The following is a 24,628-nucleotide window of genomic DNA, read 5'->3' as shown; positions in this document are numbered from 1 at the left end:
TGCGGGGCCTGTAGCGTTCGGCGTCGCGCGGGAAGGCAACCTTGCGCGACGAGGTGCCGGGGATGGCCGCGGCGGCGCCGGCGGTTGGCGTCGCAGCCCTTGTCGGCGACGAGTTCGCGGGGCGGGGCGACAGCCGAGACCGGCGTGGCGGCGGCGGTGACGGCGGCGCCGTTGCCGCCGGTCGGCAGGATCGCGTGCGGGCGGCCTTGCTCGTCGCAGAGCGCGTGGCCCCTGGCGGGGCGCCCACCGCGCGAGCGGCCGATCGCCTGGTGGCTGGCATCGCCTTCCCCCCCTTTCGCGCCGGCCGCCGAGCGGTGCGCCTTCACGGCGGCACTGCCGATCGGCGCGCCCCGCGGCGGGTCGGCGCAGGCGACGAGGGCGGCGAGGATGCGCTGCCAGAGCCCGCGTTGGCTCCAGCGGTTCCAACGGTTGAAGACGGTGGCGTATGGCCCCTATTCCGGCGGCAGGGCACGCCAGCGGCAGCCTTCGCGGAAACGGTGCACGATGCCGCCGATCCCCCGCCGGTCGTCCACGCGCCGCGGCCCGGTGTGGACCATCGCCGGATGCGGCTCGCTCGCCGCCCACGGCACGTCGCTCAGCCCGAACAGGCGCAACACGGTCCATCCCCCCGCCGTTGGGCAGGGCGAATCATCGCACCGTTCCCACGGCAATTGGGCGCAGACCCTGGGGCGGGTCTCCCTCGGATCGGAACGGCCGCCGTCGGCGAGGGGGGCGCGGCGTCCGTTCGCGCCGAGGACGCCGAACGTGCCGTCGATGGTGTCGCCGCGGTCGCTGACGGCGCGGCGTACGGGGGGCGAGGCCGGACGTGCCGCTCGGCGAAGAACCGCGCGATTGGGGGCGCGCCGGACTGCGGGCGGCAGGGAGAGCCGGCGCGGGCCGGTGGTCGCGATCGCCTCGCGCACGCCTTGCGCCGTGCGGCCGTCCGGGATGCCTGCATCCTCTGCATTGCGGGGGCGCGGGCGACGCGGGGCGGGGAGGCTTTGCGCGAGCGGGGCGCTGAGACGCGACAGGGGGGCGCGGAGACCCGCGCCGTAAACCGCGCCGCCGCGCACGACCGGCGCGCCGATGCCCGCGGCGCGGAAGCTGGCGGCGCAGGTCGCGCGCCTCGGGGGCGTGCGGGACGGCGGCGATCACGCGCGCGCTGCGCGCGCCACGCCCCCGCGGCGGACCGTGACCATGCCGGCCCGGGTCTCGGCGACCAGGACCGGGCGCACCCGGGGCCGCGCCGGGGCCGTCTCTCGCGCCGGAGCCGAGTGCGGAGGACTGGAGACGGGCGGGACGGCGGATCCGGCCGGCAGACCACGCGCCGGAGCCTTTCGCGCGCGCGGCTGGGCGGCAGCGGCGCCGCGCGCGACATCTCACGCCGCGGGCAGGTCCACCCAGGCCAGCGGGCCGCCCTTGCCGGCGCCGAGATCGAGGAACACCGCCCGCCCGCCGAGCGCGCCGACCTGCTCGTAGGGCCGCCCGTCGGTGGAGCGCCGGTCGTGTCCGCAATAGACGGTGAGGCCGGGCGGGATGCGGTCCACCCAGCGGTGCACGCGCTCGGGGTAGCCGTCCGGCCGCATCCGGCCGGTCACCTGGCCGAACAGGGCGCGGCTGACGAGGCCCTCCGGCCGGCGCGTGCCGGCATCGGCCGGCGGCGGCCGCAGCAGCATCGCGTCGTGGAAGGCGGCGTGGACGAAGAACCGGTCGCCGTCGCGCAGCCAGGCCGGGGCGCGGGCGATCTCCGCCACCGCGCGGGCCATGAGCACCGCCCCGTCCGGCGCGCGCGCGAGCTGCTCGAGCGTCGCGCCGAGCCCGTCCTCCGCCACCCGCACCGGCTCGCCGCGCAGCGCCCGGCGCAGCTTGTGGTCGTGGTTGCCGAGCAGGAACAGGCCGCGGCGCTCGTCCAGCAGCGCGAACATGCGCCGCAGCACGCCGGGCGAATCGGGGCCGAAGTCCGTGAGGTCGCCGAGCTGCAGCACGAACAGCCGCGCGGCGCGCGCGCCCTCGACGGCATGGGCGAAGACTTCGGCCTCGCCGTGCACGTCGGCGACGACGCGCAGCCCGGCGAAGCCGCGCCGCCAGGGCGGCTCGATCATGCCGGCGCCGCCTCGGGGCGGCGGCGCATGGCGGCGAAGGCGGCGAGCGCGCGGGCGCGCCCCGCGGCCGGGTCCACCAGCGGGCGCGGATAGTCGCGCCCGAGCACGACGCCTGCGGCGCGCCGCACCGCCTCCGGCGCCTCCCACGGCCGGTGCAGGAAGCGGTCGGGTAGGCGGGCGAGTTCGGGGACGAAGCGCCGCACATAGCGGCCCTCGGGATCGAAGCGCTCGCCCTGCCGCACCGGGTTGAAGATGCGGAAATAGGGCGCGGCATCGGCGCCGCAGCCCGCCACCCACTGCCAATTGGCGCTGTTGTTGGCGAGATCGGCGTCCACCAGCGTGTCCCAGAACCAAGCGGCGCCGTCATGCCAGGGCTGCAGCAGATGCTTGACCAGCACCGATGCGGCGATCATCCGTACCCGGTTGTGCATCCAGCCATGGCGCCAGAGCTGGCGCATCCCGGCATCCACGATGGGAAAGCCGGTCTCGCCGCGCTGCCAGGCGCGCAGCAGGCGCGCGTCGGGCGCCCAGGGAAAGCCGGCGAAGGCCGCGCGCAGCGGGCGCTCCGGCAGCTCCGGGCGGTGCCACAGCAGGTGGTGGCAGAACTCGCGCCACAGCAGCTCGCGCAGGAAGGGCTCGGCCGCGGCACGGTCGCCCTCCTCCGCCGCGGCGCGGACCGCGTGCCAGACCCGCCGCGGCGAGATCTCGCCCCAGTGCAGGTGCGGCGAGAGGCCGGAGGTGCCGTCGGCCTCGCTTGGCCGGTCGCGCGCCGCGGCGTAGCCGTGCAGCCGGCCGGCACTGAGGAAGCGTGCGAGCCGGGCCTCGGCCCCGGCCTCGCCCGGCTGCCACAGGGCGGGGAACGCCGCCGCCCAGTCGGGGGGCCGCGGCGTGAGGCGCCAGCTCTCCAGCGCCTCGCCCGCGGGGGCGCCGTCCGCCGCGCGCAGCCGAGCCGGGGCGGGCAGCGGCGGCGCCAGGTGCTCGAGCCGAGGCCGCACGGCGCGGGCGAAGGGCGTGAACGCTTCGTAGGCCCGGCCCGAGCCGGCGCGCAGCGCCTCCGGATCGTGCAGCAGCGGCAGTTCGTGCAGGACGAGCCGCACCCCCTGCCCGGCCAGCGCCGTCGCGACCCGCCGTTCCTGCTCCCGCGCCCAGGGCGCGCAGAGGCGGTTCGCCAACACCGCGTCGGCACCGACCGCGCGGGCGAGCGCGGGCAGGACGTCTTCCGCGCGCCCGCGCGCCAGATGCAGCCCAGCCCCTTTCGCCCGTAGCGCCGCCGCGAGCGCGGCGAGGCTGTGATGCAGCCACCAGCGCGCCGCCCCGCCCGGCGCCCAGCGCCCGGCGGCCGCCTCGTCGCGCACGAAGACGGGCAGCACGGGGCGGTCCCCGGCGGCGGCGAGGGCGGGGTTGTCGGCGAGGCGGAGATCCTGGCGGAACCAGATCAGCACCGGCGCGGGCGAGGTCGGGCGAGGCATCGGGGCGTGCGGCATCGGCAAGGATGTGGGAGGGCCGGCGCGACCGGGAAGCGGCGCGCCGCAACCCCGGGCCGTGGCGAGCCGGCGAACCGGTCCGGCGCGGGAGCGTTGCCCGGGCGGGACGCGCGGCGGGCCGGTCCCGGCCGCGCGTAACGGAAGGAGCGGTCCCGATGACACTCTGGCACCGGCGCGGACTCTTCGCGGCGGACGCCGCCGGGCTCGGCGCCGCGGCGCTGCTGCTTGGCCAGGGCCGCGCCGCACGGGCGCAGACGGTGGTCGCGCCCCCCGGCTCGACCGTGGTGATCACGCCGCCGCCGGCCGCCGGCCGCAACCTCGCGGACACCCTGGCGGCCGATGGCCGGTTCGGGCGGTTCCTCGAGCTGCTGAGCCAGGCCGGCCTGGTGGACGCGCTGCGCGGCGCCGGGCCCTTCACTGTCCTCGCGCCGGCCGATGCGGCCTTCCAGGGCGCGCCGGCGGCGACCGCGACCCGGTGCGGCTGCGCGCCCTGGCGCAGTACCATCTCGTTCCCGGCCTGCCCTACGGCACGGCCCTCCCCGCGGCGGGCGACCGCCGGATCCGCACCACGAACGGCAACGACCTGCGCATCGAGGCGGGCGGGGGCCCGGACGTCGCGATCACCAATCCGGCGCCCGGGCTGCAATCGGGCGGCTTCGGCGCGGCGGGCCAGAACGTGATGCCGCCGGCGCACCTGGCGGGGCCGCCGGTCGTGGCGAGCAACGGCGTGATCTGGCCGATCACCGGGGTGCTGTTCCCGTAGCGCCCGCGGCGGCGCGCCGGGGGGCGGGCGCAGGCAGGCTGTAGAGCCGCTCGCGCCCGAGCAGGAACAGCCGGGCGCCGCGCGGAAAGAGCGCGGCGATCGCCGGATCGCCGACATCGAGGCCGCCGGCATAAGCGCCGAAGGCGGGCAGCAGCACGCGCCGCGCGTCGGCGACGAAGCAGGGGCGGGTGACGCCGCCGCAGCGCGTCGGCGCCGTCGCCCGGGGGTGGAAATGGCCCGACACCTCGGGCGTCGCGCCGCCGCCGATGTGGCGGAAGGCGACCGGCCCCTCCTGCCATTCCGCCGCCGCCCGGCCGGGCAGGTCCCCGGGCGCGGCCGGGTCGTGGTTGCCGAGCACCCACACCACCTCCACCCCCTCGAGCAGGCGCCGCAGCAGCGCCGCATCGGCGGGGGCGAGGCGGGCATGGCCCTCGGCGTCGTGGAAGCTGTCGCCGAGCGCGACGAGGCGGGCCGGGCGGTAGCGGCGCAGCAGCGGCGCGAGGCGGGCGAGCGTCTCGCGCGTGTCGTAAGGCGGCACGAAGCGGCCGCCGCGCGCCGCGAAGTGGCTGCCCTTCTCGAGGTGCAGGTCGGCGACGGCGAGCAGCCGGCGCGCGGGCCAGAACAGCGCGCCGGAGGGGTCGAGCATCAGCCGCTCGCCGGCGAGGTGGAGGGGTGCGGCACTCATCGGGACTCCTCGCATGGCGGATGGCCGGAGCCGCCCGCGCCCGGCCGGGCTCGCTGCGACGGCTTCCGCGCGCTGCCTGCAGAGCCGGTCCGCGCGCCCGGCGCCCGCCCCCCGTCCACGACCGGCCCTACCCCTACGAGCGGCCGATGCGGCGCGGGGCCGGGCGGAGGAGGCGCGCGCCCCCGGCCTGCTCCGCGCGCGGCCGGCGCGGGCGGTCCACCACGCCGGGGCGCAGGCGCACCCTCCCGGTGACGGCGGCGAGCGTGCCGGCGAAGAGCTCCGCGCCCTCCGTCGCCTCGGCGACCAGCGCCGCGGCCTCGGCGAGCAGCGCGTCCTCGGCGCCGCCCGCGACCCATTCCTGGCCGTGCTCGATCAGCGCCGGCACGGCCAGCGGCGAGACGCGATCGAGCCGCAGGTGCCGGATGCGCCCGCGCGCGCGGGCGAGCAGCCGGGCGATGCGGGCGACGTCGGTGAGGCCCGCCGCCGCCTCCTGCCGCGTGGCGCGCAGCAGCACGTGGTCGGGCTCGTGCCGGCGCAGCACGTCGTAGATCAGGTCGGCGCTCATGCTCATCTGCCGCCCGGACCTCTCGGCGCCGGGGTGGCGCTTGTCGATCAGGCCGGCGATGGTGGCGATGTTGCGGAAGGTGCGGCGGAGCATGGAGCTTTCCGCCATCCACTCCTCGAGGTCCTCGCCGAGCAGGTCCTCCTCGAACAGCGCCTCGACCGCCTCGGGCTCGAAGGCCGACCAGGCGGCGAGGACGTAGTCGGTGGCGAGATAGCCGAGCGGGCCGTAGCCCATCCGCTCCATGCGCCGGGTCAGCAGCATGCCGAGCGTCTGGTGGGCGAGCCGCCCCTCGAAGCAGTAGGCGACGAGGAACCACCGCCCGCCGCGCGGGAAGGTCTCGACCAGCAGCCCGTCGGGCTCGGGCAGCGCGGAACAGCGCCGCTGCAGGGCGAGCCACTCGCGCACCGCGGCGGGCAGCGCCCTCCAGCGGCGCGGGTCGTGGATGATCTCGCGCACCCGCGCCGCGAGGCGGGTGGAGAGCGGCATGCGCGCGCCGGCATAGACGGGCACGCGCGGCTCGCCGCCGGCGCCGCGCGAGACCAGGCAGGTGAGCCCCTCCAGCCCCTCGAAGCGCAGCGCCTGGCCGGCGAACAGGAAGCCGTCGCCGGGGGAGAGGGTGGAGACGAACCACTCCTCGACCTCGCCGAGCACCGGGCCGCCGCGCAGCCGCACCTTGAGCACCGGCGCCTCGACGATGGTGCCGAGGTTCATGCGCAGCTGGCGCGCGGCGCGCTGGCTGCGCAGGTGGATCCGGCCCTCGGCGTCGCGGAACAGGCGGCGGAAGCGCTCGTAGGCGCGCAGCGCGTAGCCGCCGTCCTCGACGAAGCGCAGCACGTCGTCGAAGTCGCGGCGCGAGAGGCCGGCGTAGGGGGCGGCGCGGGTGACCTCGGCGTAGAGCTCGTCCGGGTGGAAGGGGCCGTGGCAGGCCATCGCCAGGACGTGCTGGGCGAGCACGTCGAGGCCGCCCGGCCGCGGCGGGTCGCCGTCCAGCTCGCCGGCGGCGATGGCGCGGAGCGCCGCGACGCACTCGATCACCTCGAAGCGGCTGGCGGGGACGAGGACGGCGCGCGAGGGCTCCTCCATGCGGTGGTTGGCGCGGCCGACGCGCTGCAGCAGGCGCGCCACCCCCTTCGGCGCGCCGACCTGGATCACCTGGTCCACCGCGCCCCAGTCGATGCCGAGGTCGAGGCTCGAGGTGGCGACGACGGCGCGCAGCTTCCCCGCCGCCATCGCCGCCTCCACCTTGCGCCGCTGCTCGACGGTGAGGCTGCCGTGGTGCAGGGCGATCGGCAGGGTCTCGTCGTTGAGGCGCCAGAGCGCCTGGAAGATCAGCTCCGCCTGGGCGCGGGTGTTGACGAAGACGATGGTGACGCGGGCCGCGCGGATGCGGCGGTAGATCTCCGGCGCGCTGGCGAGGCCCATGTGGCCGCCCCAGGGCAGCTCGCCCTCGGGGAGCAGGAGCGAAATCTCCGGCGCGGCGCCGCCGCGGGCCTCGATCAGCCGAACCTCCGCGGCGCGGCCGGTGGGGGAGAGGAAGGCGCGCAGCGGCTCGGGGTGGGCGACGGTGGCCGAGAGGCCGATGCGGCGCGCCTGCGGCGCGAGGGTGCCGAGGCGCGAGAGGCAGAGGGCGAGCTGGTCGCCGCGCTTGGTGCCGGCGAGCGCGTGCACCTCGTCCACCGCCACGGCGGCGAGGCCGCCGAACAGCGCGCGCGCCTCCGGCAGGGTGAGGAGCAGGGTCAGGCTCTCCGGCGTGGTCAGCAGGAGGTGCGGCGGGTCGGCGCGCTGGCGGGCGCGGCGGTTCGGGGGCGTGTCGCCGGTGCGGGTCTCGATGCGGACGGGGAGGCCCATCCCGGCGACCGGCGCGGTGAGGTTGCGCGCGATGTCCACGGCCAGCGCCTTGAGCGGCGAGACGTAGAGGGTGTGCAGGCCGGGGCGCGGGGCGCGGTGCAGGTCGATCAGGCTGGGCAGGAAGCCGGCAAGGGTCTTGCCGCCGCCGGTGGGGGCGACGAGCAGCGCCGATTCGCCCGCCTCCGCCGCGGCGAGCAGGGCGAGCTGGTGCGGGCGTGGGGTCCAGCCGCGGGCGGCGAACCAGCCGGCGAAGGGTTCTGGCAATGTTCCCATCGGCGGGGCACTATGGCGGGCGGCGGCCGCGGCGGGAAGGGCCGGGCCGCCGCCCGAACGCAAGCGATGCCCCATCCCGAGACCTGGCTGCGCGTCACCCCCGCCGGCCTCTGGTGCGAGCCCGGCGATTTCTTCGTGGACCCGACGCGCGCGGTGGCGCGGGCGGTGATCACCCACGCCCATGCCGACCACGCGCGGCCCGGGCATGAGGCGGTGCTCGCCACCGCCGAGACGCTCGCCCTGATGCGGGCGCGGCTCGGCGAAGGGCGCGCCGGGCGGCGGCAGCAGCCGCTCCGGCCCGGCGAGGTGGTGGTGCAGAACGGCGTGCGCCTCTGGCTGCGCCCGGCCGGGCACGTGCTGGGGAGCGCGCAGGTCTGCCTGGAGTGGCGGGGCAGCCGGGTGGTGGTCTCCGGCGACTACAAGCGCGCGCCCGACCCGACCTGCGCGCCCTTCGAGGCCGAGCGCTGCGACGTCTTCGTCACCGAGGCGACCTTCGGCCTGCCGGTGTTCCGCCACCCGGAGCCGGAGCGGGAGATCGCGCGGCTGCTCGCCTCCGTCGCCCTGTTCCCGGAGCGGACGCACCTCGTCGGCTGCTACGCGCTCGGCAAGTGCCAGCGGCTGATCGCGCTGCTGCGCCGCGCCGGCTGGCAGGCGCCGATCTGGCTGCACGAGACGCTGCTGGCGGCGTGCCGGACCTACGAGGCGCTCGGCGTGCCGCTCGGCGACCTCCGGCCGGTGACGGCGGCGCGGCGCGCGGCGCTGCGCGGGGCGATCGTGCTGGCGCCGCCCGGCGCGGCGGCGGAGCGCTGGGCGGAGCGGCTCTCCGATCCGGTGATCGCCCTCGCCTCCGGCTGGATGCGCGTGCGCCACCACGCCCGGGCGCGCGGCGTCGAGCTGCCCCTCGTGGTCTCCGACCACGCCGACTGGGACGAGCTGAACGCCACCATTGACGAGACCGGCGCGCCGGAGGTGTGGATCATGCATGGCCGCGACGACGCGCTGGCGCACGCGCTCGGCCGGCGCGGCATCCGCGGGCGCGCGCTGCACCGCGTGGGGCGCGGCGCGGGGGAGGCGGACGCGGCGCCCGGGCCGGCGGAGGACGCCGCGGCGTGAGCCTTCCGGCCTTCGCGGCGCTGCTCGAGCGCCTGGCGTTCACGCCGGGCCGCGACGGCAGGATCGCCCTGCTCGGGCGCTGGTTCGCGGAGCAGCCGGACCCCGAGCGCGGCCTCGGCCTCGCCGCGCTGACCGGGGCGCTCCCCTTCGCCCCCGCGCGGCCCGCGCTGCTGCACGAGCTCGCCGCCGCGCGGCTCGACCCGGTGCTGCTGGCGCTCTGCCGCGACTACGTCGGCGACCTCGCCGAGACCGTCGCCCTGGCCTGGCCGCGGCGCGCCGGGGGCGACGCCCCGCCGCCCGCCCTCTCCGCGGTGGCGGAGGGGCTTGCGCGCACGCCGGGGGCGGAGCTGCCGGCGCTGGTCGCGGGCTGGCTCGATGCGCTCGACGCCGAGGGGCGCCTTGCGCTGCTCGGGCTGGTCGCCGGCGGCCTGCGCGCCGGCGTCTCCGGCCGGCTCGCGCGTCTCGCCCTCGCCGCGTGGTCGGGCAGGCCGGTCGAGGCGATCGAGGAGGTCTGGCACGGCGTCGCGCCCCCCTACCGGCCGCTGTTCCGCTGGCTGGAGGGCGGGGGCGAGCGGCCCGATCCGGGCGAGGCGCCGGTGTTCCGTCCGCTGATGCTCGCCCATCCGCTGGCGGAGGGCGACCTCGCCGCGCTGCGGCCGGAGGAGTGGCGCGCCGAGTGGAAGTGGGACGGCCTCCGCGTCCAGCTCTGCGCCGGCCCCGGCGGACGGCGGATCTGGCGCCGCGACGGCGAGGACATCTCCGCCGCCTTCCCGGAGATCGTGGCGGCGATGGACTTCCACGCCACGCTCGACGGCGAGCTGCTGGCGCTCCGCGACGGCGGCGAGGCCGCGCCCTTCGCCGACCTGCAGCGGCGGCTGAACCGCAGGACCGCCGGGCCGAAGCTGCGGCGCGACTGCCCGGTGGGGGTGCGGCTCTACGACCTGCTGTTCGACGGCGCGCAGGACCTGCGCGCGCTGCCCTTCGATGCGCGCCGCGCGCGGCTCGAGGCCTGGATCGCGCGCGTGCGGCCGGCGCGGATGGACCTCTCGCCGCAGATCGCCTTCGCCTCGGTCGCGCAGCTCGCGGCGCTGCGCGCGGGGGCGCGGGACCCCGCGATCGAGGGGCTGATGCTGAAGCGCGCCGACAGCCCCTATGTGGCGGGGCGGGTGAAGGGGCTGTGGTGGAAGTGGAAGCGCGCGCCGCGCGCGGTGGACGCCGTGCTGATGTACGCCGGGCGCGGCGGCGCGGGGGCGCCGGGCGGCTTCGGCGACTGCACCTTCGGCCTGTGGCGCCCGGACGGGCGCGGCGGCGAGGAGCTGGTGCCGGTGGGCAAGGCGCATCCCGGCGGCACGGACGAGGAGCGGCTGTGGCTCGAGCGCTGGATCCGCGCCCACACCGTGGCGCGCTTCGGCCCGGTGCGGGAGGTGGAGAAGGCGCTGGTGCTGGAGGTGGCCTTCGACGCCGTGCAGCGCTCGGCGCGGCACAAGGCGGGCGTGGTGCTGCGCGCCCCCCGCATCCTGCGCGTCCGCCGCGACAAGCCGGCGGAGGAGGCGGACCGGCTGGAGGCGCTGCTGGCGCTCGCCGGGGATGGCGCGGCGCCGGCGGGGACGGCGGCGGATTGACCCCGGGCGGCGCGCATGGTGCGCTGGCGCGCCCAGCGATCCCGGAGGAGGCGCCCGCCATGCCGCTCGTCCCCAACCGCGCCAAGCAGAAGCTCGCCCGGAACGAGCTCGCCCTCGGCTTCGGGGTGAACCACCTGCGCGGCCCCGCCACCGGCATGATCGCCGCCGCCGCCGGCTACGACTGGCTGTTCATCGACATGGAGCACGGCGCGATGAGCGTGGACGACGCCACGCGCATCGCGATCGCCGCGCTCGGCCAGGGCGTGACGCCGATCGTGCGGGTCTGCAAGGACGCGCTGTTCGAGGGCACGCGCTGCCTCGACAACGGCGCGCTGGGCGTGGTCGTGCCGCATGTGGACACGGCGGCGGAGGCGCAGGCGGTCGCCGACGCCTACCGCTACCCGCCCATCGGCCACCGCTCCTGGGGCGGGGCGCCGGCGCAGTACGGCTACCTCGCGCCGGGCAACGCCGAGGCGCAGCGGGAGCTGAACGAGGCGGTGCTGGTCGCGGTGATGATCGAGACGCCGCGGGCGGTGGAGAACGCCGAGGCGATCGCCGCCGTGCCGGGGGTGGACGTGCTGCTGATCGGCACCTCCGACCTCACCGCGACGATGGGCATCTCCGGCCAGATCGCGCACCCGGACGTGCGGCGGGCGTACGAGCGGGTGGCGGCGGCCTGTGCGAAGCACGGCAAGACGCTCGGCATGGGCGGCGTGTACGACGAGACGACGGCGCGGGACTACATCGGCCTCGGCGCGCGCTTCGTCCTCTCGGGCAACGACCATGCCTTCCTGATGGCGGGCGCGACGGCGCGGGCGAAATTCCTGCGCGGGCTGGAGTAGGAGCCGTCGCCCCCGGCCGACCGGGGGAATTCCGTGGCGCGCGGCGGCCGGACCGGCGGGGATGTCCGGAGCGGAAGGCGACGGCGAGGGAGGTCGCGATCCGGCCGGCGCCGGAGGCGGAGGCGGAGAAGGGCGGCCGCCTCCGCGGCGAGGCGTTCCGGGAGACCAGCGAACGCCATGGCGTCGCGCCGGTCTTCCCGGCGACCGAGGCTGCGCCGCCTCGGCGGCGTCCTCCGCCATCCCGCGGCGTTCGGCGCGGTCGCCGAGGCGGCCGGCACGGGCCGGATCCGCGGCTTCGATGTCCTCGGCGAGCGCGATCCGATCCGCGCCGTTGGCCCGACCGCCGCCGGCCGGCGGCGTGGGGCCGCGGCATCGGGCGGCGGCCGATTCGGGCGGTGCGCGACCGGGCGCGCGGCGTCCGGCTGCCGCGAGGCGGTTTCCCCTGCACGTCCTCGCGCCCCACGCGGCGCCCGGCGTCGCGGGGCGGGGGCCGATGTCGTCCTGGGCGGCCGGCGGGCGCGCCGCCGGGCCGGGACACAGGACCGCCGGCCGCGGCGGACTGCGCGGTGTGCGCGGCGCTGCCTCGCCCGGGGCGCGGCCACCCCCGCCTGCTGCGCCGCGCGGGGCGCTGGCGGCCGGGACGCCGGTCGTGGCGTCGCGCGCGGGCCGGGTGCGCGCCCGCCGGGCCGCGCCGCGGTCCCGGCTCGCCGATCCCGGCGTCGCGGAGGCCGGGGAGACGGTGCGTGCGCTGCCGCCCGGCGCGGCGCGCGGCGAGTCGCCCGCCTTCCTGCTGCCGGCGCGGCAGGCGCCGGCCTGTTCCGCTGGTGCCTGGGGGCGGGTTTCCGCGCGGTCGGGCGGTGACGGGCGCGTCTCGGCGCGTGCCGCGCGCCGCGGGGCGGTTCCGTTCCCTCCGCGCTGCGCTGACCGGCGGCGCCCCGCGCGGACGCGGCGGCGCCCGCCGCCGGGCGGAGCGCGGTCCGGCCCGGCCCTGTCCCGGGCGCGGGGCGGGGTGGCGCGGGACGCAGTTGCGAACGGCTCGCAACTCGGTTAGGGTATTTGCGAATCAATCGCAACAAAGGGGGTTCCGCGATGCGCCTCGACCGCCGCCGCCTGGTTCTGCTTGCCGCGATCGGCGCCACGGCGGCGCTGGTGCCGGCCGCCGCAGGGCGCGCGCAGCAGGGGGGCGGCGGCGAGGTCGCCGTCTATTCCGCCCGCCACTACGACACCGACCGCCAGCTCTACGAGGCCTTCACCCGCGAGACCGGCATCCGCGTCCGGCTGATCGAGGGCGACGCCGACCAGCTCATCGCCCGCATCCGGTCCGAGGGCCGCAACAGCCCGGCCGACGTGCTGATCACGGTGGACGCCGCCCGTCTCGCCCGCGCCAAGGAGGCCGGCCTCACCGCCCCGCACGGCTCCGCCCTGATCGCCGAGCGCGTGCCGGCCGCGCTGCGCGACCCGGACGGGCACTGGTTCGCCGTCTCGCAGCGCGCCCGGGCGATCATGTACGACCGCGAGCGCGGCGCCCCGGAGGGGCTCGCGCGCTACGAGGACCTCGCCGATCCGCGCTTCCGCGGCCAGATCTGCGTCCGCTCGGGCAGCCACCCCTACAACGTCGGCCTCGTCGCCTCGATCCTCGCCGCGAACGGGCCGGAGCGGACCGAGGAATGGGCGCGCGGGCTCGTCGCCAACATGGCGCGCCCGCCGCAGGGCGGCGACCGCGACCAGTTCCGCGCCATCCCCGCGGGCCAGTGCCGGATCGCCATCGCCAACACCTACTACCTCGGCCAGTACGGCCGGTCGGAGAAGCCCGAGGACCAGGCGCTGTTCCGCCGCATCGGCGTGATCTTCCCCAACCAGGCGCCGGGCGACCGCGGGACGCACGTGAACATCTCCGGCGCTGCGCTGGTGCGCACCGCGCCGCATCGCGCGGAGGCGGTGCGCTTCCTCGAATACCTCACCGGCCCCAGGGCGCAGGAGCTGTTCGCCCTCGGCAACATGGAGTACCCGGCGGTCGCGGACGCCCCCCTGCACCCCGCCCTCGCCGCGATGGGCCGCTTCCGCGCCGAGCCGCTCGACGCCGCGGGCGGCGCCGCACGGGCGGCCGAGGCGCTGCAGATCATCCAGCGCGCGGGCTGGCGCTGAGGCAAGGGCCGGGGGGCGGCGCGAGGGAGGTCTGCCTCTGCCACGGCCTGACCGAGCGGCGGATCGCCGCGGCGATCGCGGAGGGCGCCCGCCGCCCGAAGGCGGTCCACGACGCCTGCCGCGATCCGCGCCCGCTGCGGCGGCTGCGCGCGCGCCATCCGCGCCGCGATCCGCGAGGCCGCGGCGCGCCAGGCGTGCCCGCCCGGCGGCGCCTGGTTCGCGCAGGCGCGTCCGGCCGCGGCTGGAGCCGCGCTCGCGGGCCGGGCCGCGCCCGCCGCGGCGGCCCCGGCTCGCGGTCTGTCGGGCCGATCCCCGGCCGTCCGCGTTCCGCTGCGGCGCGTCCCCCGCGACGAGGAGGGGACGGGGCCTTCCTCGGCCGCCCGTTCGCTCCGGTCCGCCGGACCGGCGTCGGGCGTCGTGTCTGGCGCGCCGCCGCGGGGCGCCGGCCCCTGGACCGGGTTTCCCGCCGCCGCTAACCACCGCGCCGGTGTCCCCGGATCGCGCGCCTGCCCCCGCCGTGCTGCAGGTCCTGCCCGCCCTGGTCTCCGGGGGGGTCGAGCGCGGCACGCTCGAGATCGCCGAGGCGCTGGTCGGCGCCGGATTCCGCGCCCTGGTCGCCTCCGCCGGCGGGCCGCTGGTCGCGGCGCTGGAACGCCTCGGCGCCCGGCATTTCCCGCTGCCGCTCGACCGCCGCACGCCGCCGGCGCTGTGGCGCAACGCGAAGGCCCTCGCGGACCTCGCGCGCCGCGAAGGGGTGGCGGTGATCCACGCCCGCTCCCGCGCCCCCGCCTGGTCGGCGCTGCTCGCCGCGCGGCGCAGCGGGGCGCGCCTCGTCACCACCTATCACGGCGCCTACAACGAGGGCTTCCCCGGCAAGCGGTTCTACAACTCCGTCATGGCGCGCGGCGAGCGGGTGATCGCGATCAGCCGCTTCATCGCCGGGCTGATCGCCGAGCGCCACCGCACCGATCCGGCGCGCATCCGGGTGATCCCGCGCGGCGTGGACCTGCGCGCCTTCGATCCGGCGGCGGTGGCGCCGCAGCGCCTCGCCGCGCTGCGCGCCGCCTGGGGCCTGCCGGGCCCCGGCGCCGGCGCCCCGCCGGTGGTGATGCTCCCTGGCCGGATCACGCGCTGGAAGGGCCAGGCGGTGCTGGTCGAGGCGATGGCCCGGCTGCCCGGGGAGGCGATCGCCCTCCTCGTCGGCGGGGCGGAGGGCCGTTCCGGCTTCCGCGCCGAGCTCGAATCGCTGATCGCGGCGCGCGGCCTCGGCCGGCGGGTGCGCCTGGTGGGCCCCTGCGAGGACATGGCCGCGGCGCTGCTGCTCTGCGACGTGGCGGTGAACGCCTCGACCGACCCCGAGGCCTTCGGCCGCACCGTGATCGAGGCCCAGGCGATGGGCCGGCCGGTGATCGCCACCGACCATGGCGCGGCGCGCGAGACGGTGGCCGAGGGCGAGACCGGCTGGCGCGTCCCGCCCGGCGATGCGGCGGCGCTGGCGGCGGCGCTCGCCCGCGCCCTCGCCCTGCCGCCCGAGGCGCGGGCGGCGATGGGGGCGCGGGCGCGCCGGGCGGTGGTGGAGGGCGGCTACACCACCGAGGCGATGCAGCGCGCCACCCTCGCCGTCTATCGCGAGCTGCTGTGAGCCCGCCTCTTCCCCCCGCGCCCGCCGAGGCCCGGCGCGTCCTGGTCATCAAGCTCGCCGCGCTCGGCGACTTCGCCCAGGCCTTCGGTCCCTTCGCCGCGATCCGCGCCCGCCACCGGGCGGCGCGCATCACCCTGCTGACCACGCCGCCCTACGCCGAGCTGGCGCGCCGCAGCCCCTGGTTCGACGAGGTCTGGACCGACGGGCGTCCGGCCTGGGGCGACCTCGCCGGGCTGTGGCGCCTGGCGCGGCGGCTGCGCGCGGCGCGCTTCGACTTCGTCTATGACCTGCAGACCTCGGCGCGCTCCTCGCGCTACCGCTGGTTCGTCGGGCGGGCGGCGGGCTGGTCCGGGATCGCGCGCGGCTGCTCCCACCCCCACGCCAATCCCCGGCGCGACGCCATGCACACGCTGGAGCGCCAGCGCGAGCAGCTGGAGATGGCGGGGATCGCGGAGTTTCCCCCCCCGGACCTGTCGTGGCTCGACGCCGACCTCGCGCGCCTCGGCCCGCTGCCGCCGCGCTTCGCGCTGCTGATCCCCGGCGCCTCGCCCGGCCGGCCGGCCAAGCGCTGGCCGGCGGAACGCTACGGCGCGCTGGCGGCGCTGCTCGACCTGCCCGCCGTCGTCGTCGGCGGGCCGGCGGAGGCGCCGCTCGCCGCGGCGATCCGGGCGCGCGCGCCGGGGACGGTGGACCTGACGGGCCGCACCGGCTTCGCCGATCTCGGGGCGCTGGCGCGGCGGGCGGCGCTCGCGGTCGGCAACGACACCGGGCCGACGCACCTGGTGGCGATGTGCGGCTGCCCGACGCTCGCGCTGTTCGGCGAGGACAGCGACCCCGCGCTCTGCGCCCCCTGCGGCCCGCACGTGGAGGTGCTGCGGCACGTGCCGCTGGCGGCGCTCGAGCCGCGGCAGGTGGCGGCGGCCCTGGCCGGGCTGGCGGCGGGGGCGCGCGGCGAGGAGGCCGCGGCGGGCGGGACGCCCCCGGTGCCTTGACCGGGCGGGGCCGGGTGCCCATGGTCCGGCCGCCCGCGGCCGTCCCGCCCGGCCCGCGGGCGCCGCCCACCCTGTCCGGACCTTGAGGAATTCCCGCCCGATGCCCGCGATCATCCTGCCCGACGGATCCGTGCGCCGCTTCGACGGGCCGGTCACGGGCGCCGAGGTCGCCGCCGCGATCGGGCCCGGCCTCGCCAGGGCGGCGCTGGCGATGAGCGTGGACGGCAAGCTGAGGGACCTCTCCGCCACGCTCGACCGCGACGCCGCGGTCCGCTTCATCACCCGCAAGGACCCGGAGGCGCTGGAGCTGATCCGCCACGACGCCGCCCACGTGCTGGCCGAGGCGGTGCAGACGCTGTTCCCGGGCACCCAGGTGACGATCGGCCCGACGATCGAGAACGGCTTCTACTACGACTTCGCCCGCGACGAGCCGTTCACGCCGGAGGACTTCCCCGCGATTGAGGCGAAGATGCGCGAGATCGTCGCGCGCAACGCGCCCTTCGTGCGCGAGGAATGGCCGCGCGAGGAGGCGATCCGCTACTTCGAGGCCAGGGGCGAGCGCTACAAGGCCGAGATCATCCGCGACCTGCCGCCCGACGAGGTGATCTCGATCTACCGCCAGGGCGAGTGGCTCGACCTCTGCCGCGGCCCGCACATGCGCACGACGGGCGATGTCGGCACCGCCTTCAAGCTGATGAAGGTGGCCGGCGCCTACTGGCGGGGCGACCACCGCAACCCGATGCTCTGGCGCATCTACGGCACCGCCTGGCGCGACCAGAAGGAGCTCGAGGCCTATCTGCACCAGCTCGAGGAGGCGGAGCGGCGCGACCACCGCCGGATCGGCAGGGAGATGGAGCTGTTCCACCTGCAGGAGGAGGCGGTCGGCAGCGTCTTCTGGCACCCGAAGGGCTGGCGCCTCTACCGCACGGTGGAGGGCTACATGCGCCGGCGCCTCGACGCCGCCGGCTACCAGGAGGTGAAGACCCCGCAGCTCGTGGATCGCAGGCTCTGGGAAGCCTCCGGCCACTGGGAGAAGTTCCGCGAGCACATGTTCCTCGCCACCGTCGAGGACGAGGACGAGAAGGACCGCGCGCTGGCGCTGAAGCCGATGAACTGCCCCTGCCACGTGCAGATCTTCAACCAGCGCGTCCGCTCCTACCGCGAGCTGCCGCTGCGCATGGCGGAGTTCGGCTCCTGCCACCGCTACGAGCCCTCCGGCGCGCTGCACGGGATCATGCGCGTGCGCGCCTTCACCCAGGACGACGCGCACATCTTCTGCGAGGAGCACCAGATCGCGGAGGAGACGGCGCGGTTCGTGGACCTGCTGGCCTCGATCTACCGCGACCTCGGCTTCGACCGCTTCACGGTGAAGTTCTCCGACCGCCCGCCGGTGCGGGCCGGCGACGACGCCACCTGGGACCGGGCGGAGGCGGCGCTCAAGGAGGCCTGCCGGATCGCCGGCGTCGCCTACGCGCTGAACCCGGGGGAGGGCGCGTTCTACGGCCCGAAGCTGGAGTTCGTGCTGCGCGACGCGATCGGGCGCGAGTGGCAGTGCGGCACGCTGCAGGTGGACTTCGTGCTGCCCGAGCGGCTCGGGGCCGAGTACGTCGCCGAGGACGGCACGCGCCGGCGCCCGGTCATGCTGCACCGTGCCATCCTCGGCAGCTTCGAGCGCTTCCTCGGCATCCTGATCGAGCAGCACGCCGGGCGCTTCCCGCTCTGGCTCGCCCCGGTGCAGGTGGCGGTGGCGAGCATCGTGGACGACGCCGCGCCCTTCGCGCGCGAGGCGGCGGAGGCGCTGCGCGCGGCCGGGCTGCGGGTCGAGCTCGACCTGCGCAACGAGAAGATCAACCGCAAGGTGGTGGACCACATCGCGCAGCGCGTGCCGGTGCTCGCCGTGGTCGGGCGGCGGGAGGCGGAGGAGCGGAGCCTGGTGCTGCGCCGCCTGCCGGGGCGCGAGCAGGAGACGCTCGCGCTCGCGGCCGCCGTCGCGCGCCTTGCGGCGGAGGCCACGCCGCCTGATCTCAAGGTTGCGGCGGGCTGACGGCCCGTCCATATTATACGATCGTTTCCATAGCCGAAGGAGTCGACCCATAGCCAGAGCACCCTTGCCCGCCCAGATGCCGACCCGCGAGGGCCCGCGGGTGAACGAGGAGATCCGCGTCCCGCAGGTGCGCCTCATCGACCAGAACGGTCAGATGATCGGGGTGGTGAGCACGCGCGAGGCGCTGCAGCGCGCCTACGACGCCGGCCTCGACCTGGTCGAGATCAGCCCCAACGCCACCCCGCCCGTGGTCAAGATCCTGGACTACGGCAAGTTCAAGTACGAGCAGCAGAAGAAGGCCAGCGAGGCCCGCAAGAAGCAGAAGGTCGTCGAGATCAAGGAGATCAAGGTCCGCCCGAACATCGACGACCACGACTACGCGGTGAAGATGCGGGCGATGCGCTCCTTCCTCGAGGAAGGCGACAAGGTCAAGGTGACGCTCCGCTTCCGCGGCCGCGAGATGGCGCACCAGGACCTCGGCGCCAAGGTGCTGGAGCGCATCCGCAACGACCTCGGCGACATGATCAAGGTCGAGCAGTTCCCGCGCCTCGAGAACCGGCAGATGGTGATGGTGCTGGCGCCGAAATAGGCGCCGGCGCCGGGGGCCGGGCGGGATCGCCCGCGGGCGCCCGTCTGCGGCGGCCCCGCGGCCGGCCGGCGGGCCGTGCCGCCCGGGCCGGACCGCGGGAGGCGCGGGCGCGGCGGCCGCCGCGCCGGGCCTGCCCGCGCTTGACCGGCCTCGGCCGAGGGCGTAGCAAGCCACCCTTCTCGGGCCGACCCCGAACCCTCAAGTCCCCCGCCGGGCGGGGGGCTCCGCCGCTCCGCGAAGGCTCGCGCAGCGGCGCGTTCGGCTTTGGGGCGCCCGCAACGATGCAGGAGCAAACGGACCGCCGATGTTCGAGGCGCTGTCCAGCCGGCTGACCGGGGTCTTCGACAAGCTGCGCCGCCGCGGCGCGCTCTCGGAGTCCGACGTCAACGACGCGCTGCGCGAGGTCCGCGTCGCGCTGCTCGAGGCCGACGTCGCCCTGCCCGTCGTCAAGGACCTGATCGCCAGGGTGCGCGAGCGCGCGGTGGGGCAGGAGGTGATCCGCTCCGTCTCGCCCGCGCAGCAGGTGGTGAAGATCGTCCACGACGCGCTGGTCGAGGCGCTCGGCGGCGGCGCGCACGACGACGGCAGGCGCGGCCTCGACCTCAACGCGCCGGCGCCGGTGCCGATCCTGATGGTCGGCCTGCAGGGCTCGGGCAAGACCACCACCGCGGCCAAGATCGCGCTCCGGCTCAGGACCCGCGAGCGGAAGAAGGTGCTGCTCGCGAGCCTCGACGTGCAGCGCCCGGCGGCGCAGCTCCAGCTCGCCCAGCTCGCCGAGCGCGCGGGGGTGACGAGCCTGCCGATCGTGCCGGGACAGGGGCCGCTCGAGATCGCCGCGCGCGCGATGGACGTCGCGCGGCGCGAGCTCTACGACGTGGTGATCCTCGACACCGCCGGCCGCCTCGCCATCGACGAGGCGCTGATGGCCGAGGCCGCGGCGGTGAAGGCGGCGACGCGGCCGCACGAGACGCTGCTGGTCGTGGACGCCATGACCGGCCAGGACGCGGTCAACACCGCCAAGGCCTTCCAGGAGAAGGTCGGCGTCAGCGGCATCGTCATGACGCGCGTGGACGGCGACGCCCGCGGCGGCGCCGCGCTCTCCATGCGTGCGGTCACCGGCGCGCCGATCAAGCTGCTCGGCAGCGGCGAGAAGATCGACGCGCTCGAGGACTTCCACCCCGACCGCATCGCCTCGCGCATCCTCGGCATGGGCGACATCGTCTCGCTGGTCGAGAAGGCCGCCGAGACCATCGACCGCGACCAGGCCGAGAAGCTCGCGGCCAGGATGCAGAAGGGCCAGTTCGACCTCGAGGACTACGCCGCCCAGCTCAAGCAGATCGGCAAGATGGGCTCGCTCTCCGGCATCCTCGGCATGCTGCCCGGCCTCGGCCGCTTCAAGGAGCAGATCGAGCAGGCCAATCTCGACCAGACCGTCCTCAAGCGCCAGGCCGCGATCATCAGCTCGATGACGCCGCAGGAGCGGCGCCGGCCGGAGATCATCAAGGCCAGCCGCAAGCGCCGCATCGCCGCCGGCTCCGGCACCTCCGTGCAGGAGGTGAACCGGCTGCTCAAGCAGTTCGACGAGATGTCGGCGATGATGAAGCGCATGAGCAGGCTCGGCCCGAAGGGGCTGATGCGCGGGGGGCTCGCCGCGCTGCTCCCCGGCGGCGGCCGCCAGCGACCCTACTGAGCACGACCCTTCCCAGCGACAGGACCAGGAGCACCGAGGAAACCGATGGGCCTCAAGATCCGCCTCGCCCGCGCCGGCGCGAAGAAGCGCCCCTACTACCACATCGTGGTGGCCGACAGCCGCGCGCCGCGCGACGGCCGCTTCGTCGAGAAGGTCGGCACCTACAACCCGATGCTGCCCTCGGACCATCCGGAGCGCGTGCGCCTCTTCGCCGAGCGCATCCTGCACTGGAAGAGCCAGGGCGCGCAGCCGACGGAGCGCGTCGCGAAGTTCCTCGGCAAGGCCGGCCTCGCGCCGATGCCGGAGATCCGCCCGCAGCCGAAGCGCTCCCTGCCGAAGAAGAAGGCGCAGGAGCGGGCGGCGGCGAAGGCGGCGGCCGCGGCCGGCTGAGGACGCCGCGGCGGACGGGCCACGGGCGATGGCGGGCGGGCGGCGCATCCTGGTGGGCGAGATCGGCCGGCCGCACGGCGTGCGCGGCCTGGTGCGGCTGCGCAGCTTCACCGCCGACCCCGCCGCCATCGCCGCCTACGGCCCGCTCACCGACGAGACCGGGACGCGGCGCTTCGTGCTCACCCTGAAGGGCGAGGGGCTGGCGCAGATCGAGGGGGTCGCCGACCGCGACGCGGCGGCGCGCCTCACCGGCACCCGCCTCTATGTCGAGCGCGACCGCCTGCCGCCGCCGGAGGACCCGGAGGAGTTCTACCTCGCCGATCTGGTCGGCCTCCCCGCCGTGACGGAGGCGGGCGAGCCGCTCGGGCGCGTGCGCGCGGTGGAGGATTACGGCGCCGGTCCCTTCCTGGTGATCGCGGGCGGGCCGGACGGGCGGGAGCGGCTGGTGCCCTTCACCAGGGCGGCGGTGCCGGTGGTGGACCTCGCCGCCGGGCGGATCGTCGTCGCGCCGCCGGCCGAGATCGAGGTGCGGCCGGAGGCGGCGCGGGAGGACGCGGCATGACGGCCTGGCACGCCTCCGTCCTCACCCTGTTCCCGGAGATGTTCCCGGGCCCGCTCGGCTTCTCGCTCGCCGGCAGGGCGCTGCGCGAGGGGCGCTGGCGGCTGGAGGCGATCGACATCCGCGCCTTCGCCACCGACCGCCACCGCAGCGTGGACGACGCGCCCTTCGGCGGCGGCGCGGGGATGGTGCTGCGCCCGGACGTGGTGGACGCGGCGGTCGCGGCGGCGCTGGCGGGCGGCGACCCGGCGCGGCCGCTGATCTACCTGACGCCGCGCGGGGCGCTGCTCGACCAGGCGATGGTGCGCGAGCTCGCCGCCGGCCCGGGCTGCATCCTGCTCTGCGGCCGCTACGAGGGCGTGGACCAGCGCGTGATCGAGGCGCGCGGCATGCGCGAGGTCTCGATCGGCGACTACGTGCTCTCCGGCGGCGAGCCGGCGGCGCTGGCGCTGCTCGATGCCTGCGTGCGCCTGCTGCCGGGGGTGATGGGCGAGGCGGCGAGCGCCGAGGAGGAGAGCCACGCCGCGGGCCTGCTCGAATACCCGCACTACACCCGCCCGGCGGAATGGCAGGGCCGGCGCGTGCCGGAGGTGCTGCTCTCCGGCCACCACGCCGAGGTCGCGCGCTGGCGGCGGGCGGAGGCGGAACGGATCACCCGCGAGCGGCGCCCCGACCTGTGGGCGAAGCGCGCGGCGGGCGGCGGCGCGACCGCCGCGCCCGATTGCCACGGGCGGGCGGAGCCGCCTAAACGAGACGCGAGGAAGGACCACGAGCGATGAACCTGCTGCAGCAATTCGAGGCGGAGCAGATGGCCCGCCTCGCCGCCGCCCGCCCGGTGCCCGAGTTCGGCCCCGGCGACACGGTGCGCGTGATGGTGAAGGTGATCGAGGGCGAGCGCACCCGCACCCAGGCCTACGAGGGCGTGGTGATCGCCCGCTCCAACCGCGGCCTGAACAGCAACTTCACCGTGCGCAAGATCAGCTACGGCGAGGGGGTGGAGCGCGTCTTCCCGCTCTACAGCCCGAACATCGCCGAGATCCAGGTGGTGCGGCGCGGCCGCGTGCGGCGCGCGAAGCTCTACTACCTGCGCGGACGCACCGGCAAGTCGGCCCGCATCCAGGAGCGCCTGGGCGGCGCCGCGCTCGCCGCCAAGGGCGCCGCCGCGGCGGGCGAGCAGCCCTCCGGGCAGCAGGACTGAGCGGGCGAGGGGTGGGTGCGATGTCGGAGCGGAAGCCGCGCACGCTGTTCGACAAGATCTGGGACGCGCACGTCGTCGAGACGCTGCCGGACGGCACGGCGCTGCTCTACATCGACCTCCACCTCACGCACGAGGTGACGACGCCGCAGGCCTTCGACGGCCTGCGCGCGGCGGGGCGCAAGGTGCGCCGCCCCGAGGCGACGCTCGCGGTGGTGGACCACAACATCGCCACCGACGAGTCGCGCCGCACCGGCATCACCGACCCCGAGAGCCGGCTGCAGGTCGAGACGCTGGAGCGCAACGTGCGCGAATTCGGCGTCCCCTACATCCCGCTGCTCGACGAGCGCCAGGGCATCGTCCACGTCATCGGCCCCGAGCTCGGCCGCTCGCTGCCCGGCATGACCATCGTCTGCGGCGACAGCCACACCTCGACGCACGGCGCCCTCGGCGCGCTCGCCTTCGGCATCGGTACGAGCGAGGTCGAGCACGTGCTGGCGACCCAGACGCTGCTGCAGAAGCCGGCCAGGAACATGCGCGTTCTGGTCGAGGGCAACCTCGCCTTCGGCTGCACGGCGAAGGACATCATCCTCGCCATCATCGGCCGGATCGGCACCGCGGGCGGGACCGGGCACGTGATCGAGTACGCGGGCGACGCCATCCGCGCCCTCGACATGGCCGGGCGCATGACGGTGTGCAACATGTCCATCGAGGCCGGCGCCCGCGCCGGCATGATCGCCCCGGACGAGACCACCTTCGAATACATCCGGCGCACGCCCTTCGGCCCGAAGGGCGAGCAGCTCGAGCGCGCCCTCGCCTGGTGGCGCACCCTCCCCTCCGACCCCGGCGCGCGGTTCGACAAGGAGGTGCGCCTCGCCGCGCACGAGATCGCGCCGCAGATCACCTGGGGCACCAACCCGGAGGCGGTGGTGCCGATCACCGGCACGGTGCCGGACCCGGAGGACGAGCCGGACGAGGCGAAGCGCGCGCAGATGCGCCGCATGCTGGACTACATGGGCCTGACCCCGGGGCAGCGGCTTACCGACCTCAAGGTGGACGTGGTCTTCATCGGCTCCTGCACCAACAGCCGCATCGAGGACATCCGCGCCGCCGCCGCCATCGCCAGGGGCCGCAAGGTGGCCGAGGGCGTGCGGGCGATGGTCGTCCCCGGCTCCGGCCTGGTGAAGAAGCAGGCGGAGGCCGAGGGGCTCGACCGCATCCTGCGCGAGGCCGGCTTCGAGTGGCGCGAGCCCGGCTGCTCGATGTGCCTCGGCATGAACCCGGACAAGCTGAAGCCGGGGCAGCGCTGCGCCTCGACCTCGAACCGCAACTTCGAGGGGCGGCAGGGGCCGGGCGGGCGGACCCATCTCGTCTCGCCGGCGATGGCGGCGGCGGCGGCGATCGCCGGGCGCTTCGTGGACGTGCGCGACTACCAGCCGAGGGAGGCGCTCTGATGCAGCCCTTCACCAAGCTCACGGGGATCGCCGCGCCGCTGCCGCGGGCGAACGTGGACACCGACCAGATCATCCCGGCCCGCTTCCTCAAGGCGATCACGCGCCAGGGCTTCGGGCGGCACCTGTTCGCCAATTTCCGCTACCGCGAGGACGGGTCGGAGAACCCCGACTTCGTCCTCAACCAGGAGCCCTACCGGCGGGCCGAGATCCTGATCGCCTTCGAGAATTTCGGTTGCGGCTCGAGCCGCGAGCACGCGCCCTGGGCGCTGCTCGACTTCGGCATCCGCTGCGTCATCGCGCCCTCCTTCGCCGACATCTTCCACAACAACTGCTTCAAGAACGGCATCCTGCCGGTGCGGCTGCCGCGCGAGGTGTGCGAGAAGCTGATGGAGGACGCGCGGATGGGCGGCAACGCCCGCCTCACCGTGGACCTCGAGCGCCAGGTGGTGGTGCGGCCGAACGGCGAGGAGATCCCGTTCGAGGTGGACCCGCTGCGCCGCCACCTGCTGCTCAACGGCCTCGACGACATCGGCCAGACGCTGCAGCACGCGGCGGCGATCGACGCCTTCGAGGCGCGCCAGCGCGCGCAGCAGCCCTGGCTCTACGCCTGACCCGAACCAGCGAACGTCCC

21 protein-coding genes and 2 pseudogenes are annotated in these 24,628 nt (G+C 76.4%); 17 read left to right on the top strand and 6 right to left on the bottom strand.

Translation table 11 applies throughout. The features are described 5' to 3' along the window. From K1J50_RS09805 to K1J50_RS09790, 4 genes and pseudogenes are all read right to left on the bottom strand, one after another. Nucleotides 1-326, bottom strand: a pseudogene (locus tag K1J50_RS09805) (hypothetical protein); the annotation flags it as partial. A gap of 126 nt (nt 327-452) precedes the next feature. Then, nucleotides 453-617 carry a transposase gene (locus K1J50_RS09800; protein WP_220116048.1) on the bottom strand — a complete coding sequence of 55 codons (165 nt, stop codon included), beginning with the start codon at nt 615-617 and terminating at the stop codon, nt 453-455. Between the two features lie 762 nt (nt 618-1,379). Further along, on the bottom strand, nt 1,380-2,102 hold the full coding sequence (locus tag K1J50_RS09795; RefSeq protein ID WP_220117531.1) for a metallophosphoesterase: 723 nt from the start codon (nt 2,100-2,102) through the stop codon (nt 1,380-1,382). Continuing rightward, complete coding sequence (locus K1J50_RS09790; protein WP_220117530.1) at nt 2,099-3,571, bottom strand: cryptochrome/photolyase family protein; 1,473 nt, start codon at nt 3,569-3,571, stop codon at nt 2,099-2,101. Before K1J50_RS09790 ends, K1J50_RS09795 begins: the two co-directional genes overlap by 4 nt. Before the next feature lie 23 nt (nt 3,572-3,594). On the opposite strand from K1J50_RS09790, the pseudogene K1J50_RS19585 reads away from it, so the two are divergent. Next, nucleotides 3,595-4,047 (top strand): annotated as a pseudogene (locus K1J50_RS19585) (fasciclin domain-containing protein); the annotation flags it as partial. A 14-nt stretch (nt 4,048-4,061) separates the two neighbouring features. Continuing rightward, a complete protein-coding gene (locus K1J50_RS19115; RefSeq protein WP_255575142.1) occupies nt 4,062-4,349 on the top strand; it encodes a fasciclin domain-containing protein in 288 nt (95 codons plus the stop codon). On the opposite strand, the gene pdeM is transcribed toward K1J50_RS19115, so the two are convergent. Beyond that, nucleotides 4,327-5,034, bottom strand: coding sequence for a ligase-associated DNA damage response endonuclease PdeM (gene pdeM / locus K1J50_RS09780; RefSeq protein WP_220117528.1), 708 nt, complete (start codon nt 5,032-5,034; stop codon nt 4,327-4,329). The two genes, K1J50_RS19115 and pdeM, sit on opposite strands and share 23 nt — an antisense overlap. A 133-nt stretch (nt 5,035-5,167) precedes the next feature. Continuing rightward, nucleotides 5,168-7,720 carry a ligase-associated DNA damage response DEXH box helicase gene (locus tag K1J50_RS09775; RefSeq protein ID WP_220117527.1) on the bottom strand — a complete coding sequence of 851 codons (2,553 nt, stop codon included), beginning with the start codon at nt 7,718-7,720 and terminating at the stop codon, nt 5,168-5,170. A 66-nt stretch (nt 7,721-7,786) separates the two neighbouring features. Here K1J50_RS09775 and K1J50_RS09770 point away from each other — a divergent pair, with 66 nt between their 5' ends. The 15 genes from K1J50_RS09770 to leuD all read left to right on the top strand — a co-directional run bounded on the left by K1J50_RS09770 (nt 7,787) and on the right by leuD (nt 24,608). Beyond that, entirely contained in the window at nt 7,787-8,833 is a 1,047-nt protein-coding gene (locus K1J50_RS09770) for a ligase-associated DNA damage response exonuclease (RefSeq protein ID WP_220117526.1), read from the top strand. After that, nucleotides 8,830-10,455 (top strand): cisplatin damage response ATP-dependent DNA ligase, encoded by a 1,626-nt coding sequence (locus K1J50_RS09765; RefSeq protein WP_220117525.1) that lies wholly within the window; start codon nt 8,830-8,832, stop codon nt 10,453-10,455. Before K1J50_RS09770 ends, K1J50_RS09765 begins: the two co-directional genes overlap by 4 nt. Nucleotides 10,456-10,514: 59 nt before the next feature. Continuing rightward, nucleotides 10,515-11,297: an HpcH/HpaI aldolase family protein gene (locus K1J50_RS09760; protein WP_220117524.1), complete on the top strand. Its 783-nt coding sequence runs from the start codon at nt 10,515-10,517 to the stop codon at nt 11,295-11,297. Nucleotides 11,298-12,386: 1,089 nt separating this feature from the next. After that, a complete protein-coding gene (locus tag K1J50_RS09755; RefSeq protein ID WP_220117523.1) occupies nt 12,387-13,442 on the top strand; it encodes a Fe(3+) ABC transporter substrate-binding protein in 1,056 nt (351 codons plus the stop codon). 487 nt (nt 13,443-13,929) lie between these two features. Then, nucleotides 13,930-15,084: a glycosyltransferase family 4 protein gene (locus K1J50_RS09750; RefSeq protein WP_220117522.1), complete on the top strand. Its 1,155-nt coding sequence runs from the start codon at nt 13,930-13,932 to the stop codon at nt 15,082-15,084. Next, nucleotides 15,081-16,076 (top strand): glycosyltransferase family 9 protein, encoded by a 996-nt coding sequence (locus K1J50_RS09745; protein ID WP_220117521.1) that lies wholly within the window; start codon nt 15,081-15,083, stop codon nt 16,074-16,076. The genes K1J50_RS09750 and K1J50_RS09745 overlap by 4 nt, the downstream gene beginning before the upstream one ends. A 100-nt stretch (nt 16,077-16,176) precedes the next feature. Further along, a complete protein-coding gene (thrS, locus tag K1J50_RS09740; protein ID WP_220117520.1) occupies nt 16,177-18,120 on the top strand; it encodes a threonine--tRNA ligase in 1,944 nt (647 codons plus the stop codon). Between the two features lie 76 nt (nt 18,121-18,196). Next, nucleotides 18,197-18,709, top strand: a complete 513-nt coding sequence (infC, locus tag K1J50_RS09735; RefSeq protein ID WP_220117519.1) for a translation initiation factor IF-3 — start codon at nt 18,197-18,199, stop codon at nt 18,707-18,709. A 304-nt stretch (nt 18,710-19,013) separates the two neighbouring features. Next, nucleotides 19,014-20,399 carry a signal recognition particle protein gene (gene ffh, locus K1J50_RS09730; protein WP_220117518.1) on the top strand — a complete coding sequence of 462 codons (1,386 nt, stop codon included), beginning with the start codon at nt 19,014-19,016 and terminating at the stop codon, nt 20,397-20,399. 45 nt (nt 20,400-20,444) lie between these two features. Next, nucleotides 20,445-20,789 carry a 30S ribosomal protein S16 gene (gene rpsP, locus K1J50_RS09725; RefSeq protein WP_220117517.1) on the top strand — a complete coding sequence of 115 codons (345 nt, stop codon included), beginning with the start codon at nt 20,445-20,447 and terminating at the stop codon, nt 20,787-20,789. A gap of 28 nt (nt 20,790-20,817) precedes the next feature. Beyond that, nucleotides 20,818-21,351: a ribosome maturation factor RimM gene (gene rimM, locus K1J50_RS09720; RefSeq protein ID WP_220117516.1), complete on the top strand. Its 534-nt coding sequence runs from the start codon at nt 20,818-20,820 to the stop codon at nt 21,349-21,351. After that, nucleotides 21,348-22,127 carry a tRNA (guanosine(37)-N1)-methyltransferase TrmD gene (gene trmD, locus K1J50_RS09715; RefSeq protein ID WP_220117515.1) on the top strand — a complete coding sequence of 260 codons (780 nt, stop codon included), beginning with the start codon at nt 21,348-21,350 and terminating at the stop codon, nt 22,125-22,127. Before rimM ends, trmD begins: the two co-directional genes overlap by 4 nt. Further along, the gene (gene rplS, locus K1J50_RS09710) at nt 22,124-22,546 is read left to right on the top strand and encodes a 50S ribosomal protein L19 (protein WP_220117514.1); all 423 of its coding nucleotides are present in this window, start codon (nt 22,124-22,126) and stop codon (nt 22,544-22,546) included. Before trmD ends, rplS begins: the two co-directional genes overlap by 4 nt. A 20-nt stretch (nt 22,547-22,566) precedes the next feature. Further along, entirely contained in the window at nt 22,567-23,997 is a 1,431-nt protein-coding gene (leuC, locus tag K1J50_RS09705; protein ID WP_220117513.1) for a 3-isopropylmalate dehydratase large subunit, read from the top strand. Then, complete coding sequence (gene leuD / locus K1J50_RS09700; protein ID WP_220117512.1) at nt 23,997-24,608, top strand: 3-isopropylmalate dehydratase small subunit; 612 nt, start codon at nt 23,997-23,999, stop codon at nt 24,606-24,608. Before leuC ends, leuD begins: the two co-directional genes overlap by 1 nt. The last annotated feature ends 20 nt before the right edge of the window (nt 24,609-24,628 follow it).

The sequence above is a fragment of the Caldovatus aquaticus genome (assembly GCF_019458025.1).
Classification (GTDB): Bacteria; Pseudomonadota; Alphaproteobacteria; order Acetobacterales; family Acetobacteraceae; genus Caldovatus; species Caldovatus aquaticus.
Note: the sequence above shows the minus strand (reverse complement) of the source record. Positions and strands in the feature narration are given on the sequence as shown.

Bases quoted from the DNA above. Each gene is read 5' to 3' on its own strand.
- K1J50_RS09770 (WP_220117526.1), top strand. From the start codon at position 7,787: ATGCCCCATCCCGAGACCTGGCTGCGCGTCACCCCCGCCGGCCTCTGG.
- K1J50_RS09795 (WP_220117531.1), bottom strand. From the start codon at position 2,102: ATGATCGAGCCGCCCTGGCGGCGCGGCTTCGCCGGGCTGCGCGTCGTC.
- ffh (WP_220117518.1), top strand. From the start codon at position 19,014: ATGTTCGAGGCGCTGTCCAGCCGGCTGACCGGGGTCTTCGACAAGCTG.
- rplS (WP_220117514.1), top strand. From the start codon at position 22,124: ATGAACCTGCTGCAGCAATTCGAGGCGGAGCAGATGGCCCGCCTCGCC.
- K1J50_RS09760 (WP_220117524.1), top strand. From the start codon at position 10,515: ATGCCGCTCGTCCCCAACCGCGCCAAGCAGAAGCTCGCCCGGAACGAG.
- trmD (WP_220117515.1), top strand. From the start codon at position 21,348: ATGACGGCCTGGCACGCCTCCGTCCTCACCCTGTTCCCGGAGATGTTC.
- K1J50_RS09755 (WP_220117523.1), top strand. From the start codon at position 12,387: ATGCGCCTCGACCGCCGCCGCCTGGTTCTGCTTGCCGCGATCGGCGCC.
- rpsP (WP_220117517.1), top strand. From the start codon at position 20,445: ATGGGCCTCAAGATCCGCCTCGCCCGCGCCGGCGCGAAGAAGCGCCCC.
- rimM (WP_220117516.1), top strand. From the start codon at position 20,818: ATGGCGGGCGGGCGGCGCATCCTGGTGGGCGAGATCGGCCGGCCGCAC.
- pdeM (WP_220117528.1), bottom strand. From the start codon at position 5,034: ATGAGTGCCGCACCCCTCCACCTCGCCGGCGAGCGGCTGATGCTCGAC.
- leuC (WP_220117513.1), top strand. From the start codon at position 22,567: ATGTCGGAGCGGAAGCCGCGCACGCTGTTCGACAAGATCTGGGACGCG.
- K1J50_RS09790 (WP_220117530.1), bottom strand. From the start codon at position 3,571: ATGCCTCGCCCGACCTCGCCCGCGCCGGTGCTGATCTGGTTCCGCCAG.
- K1J50_RS09775 (WP_220117527.1), bottom strand. From the start codon at position 7,720: ATGGGAACATTGCCAGAACCCTTCGCCGGCTGGTTCGCCGCCCGCGGC.
- leuD (WP_220117512.1), top strand. From the start codon at position 23,997: ATGCAGCCCTTCACCAAGCTCACGGGGATCGCCGCGCCGCTGCCGCGG.
- infC (WP_220117519.1), top strand. From the start codon at position 18,197: ATGCCGACCCGCGAGGGCCCGCGGGTGAACGAGGAGATCCGCGTCCCG.
- thrS (WP_220117520.1), top strand. From the start codon at position 16,177: ATGCCCGCGATCATCCTGCCCGACGGATCCGTGCGCCGCTTCGACGGG.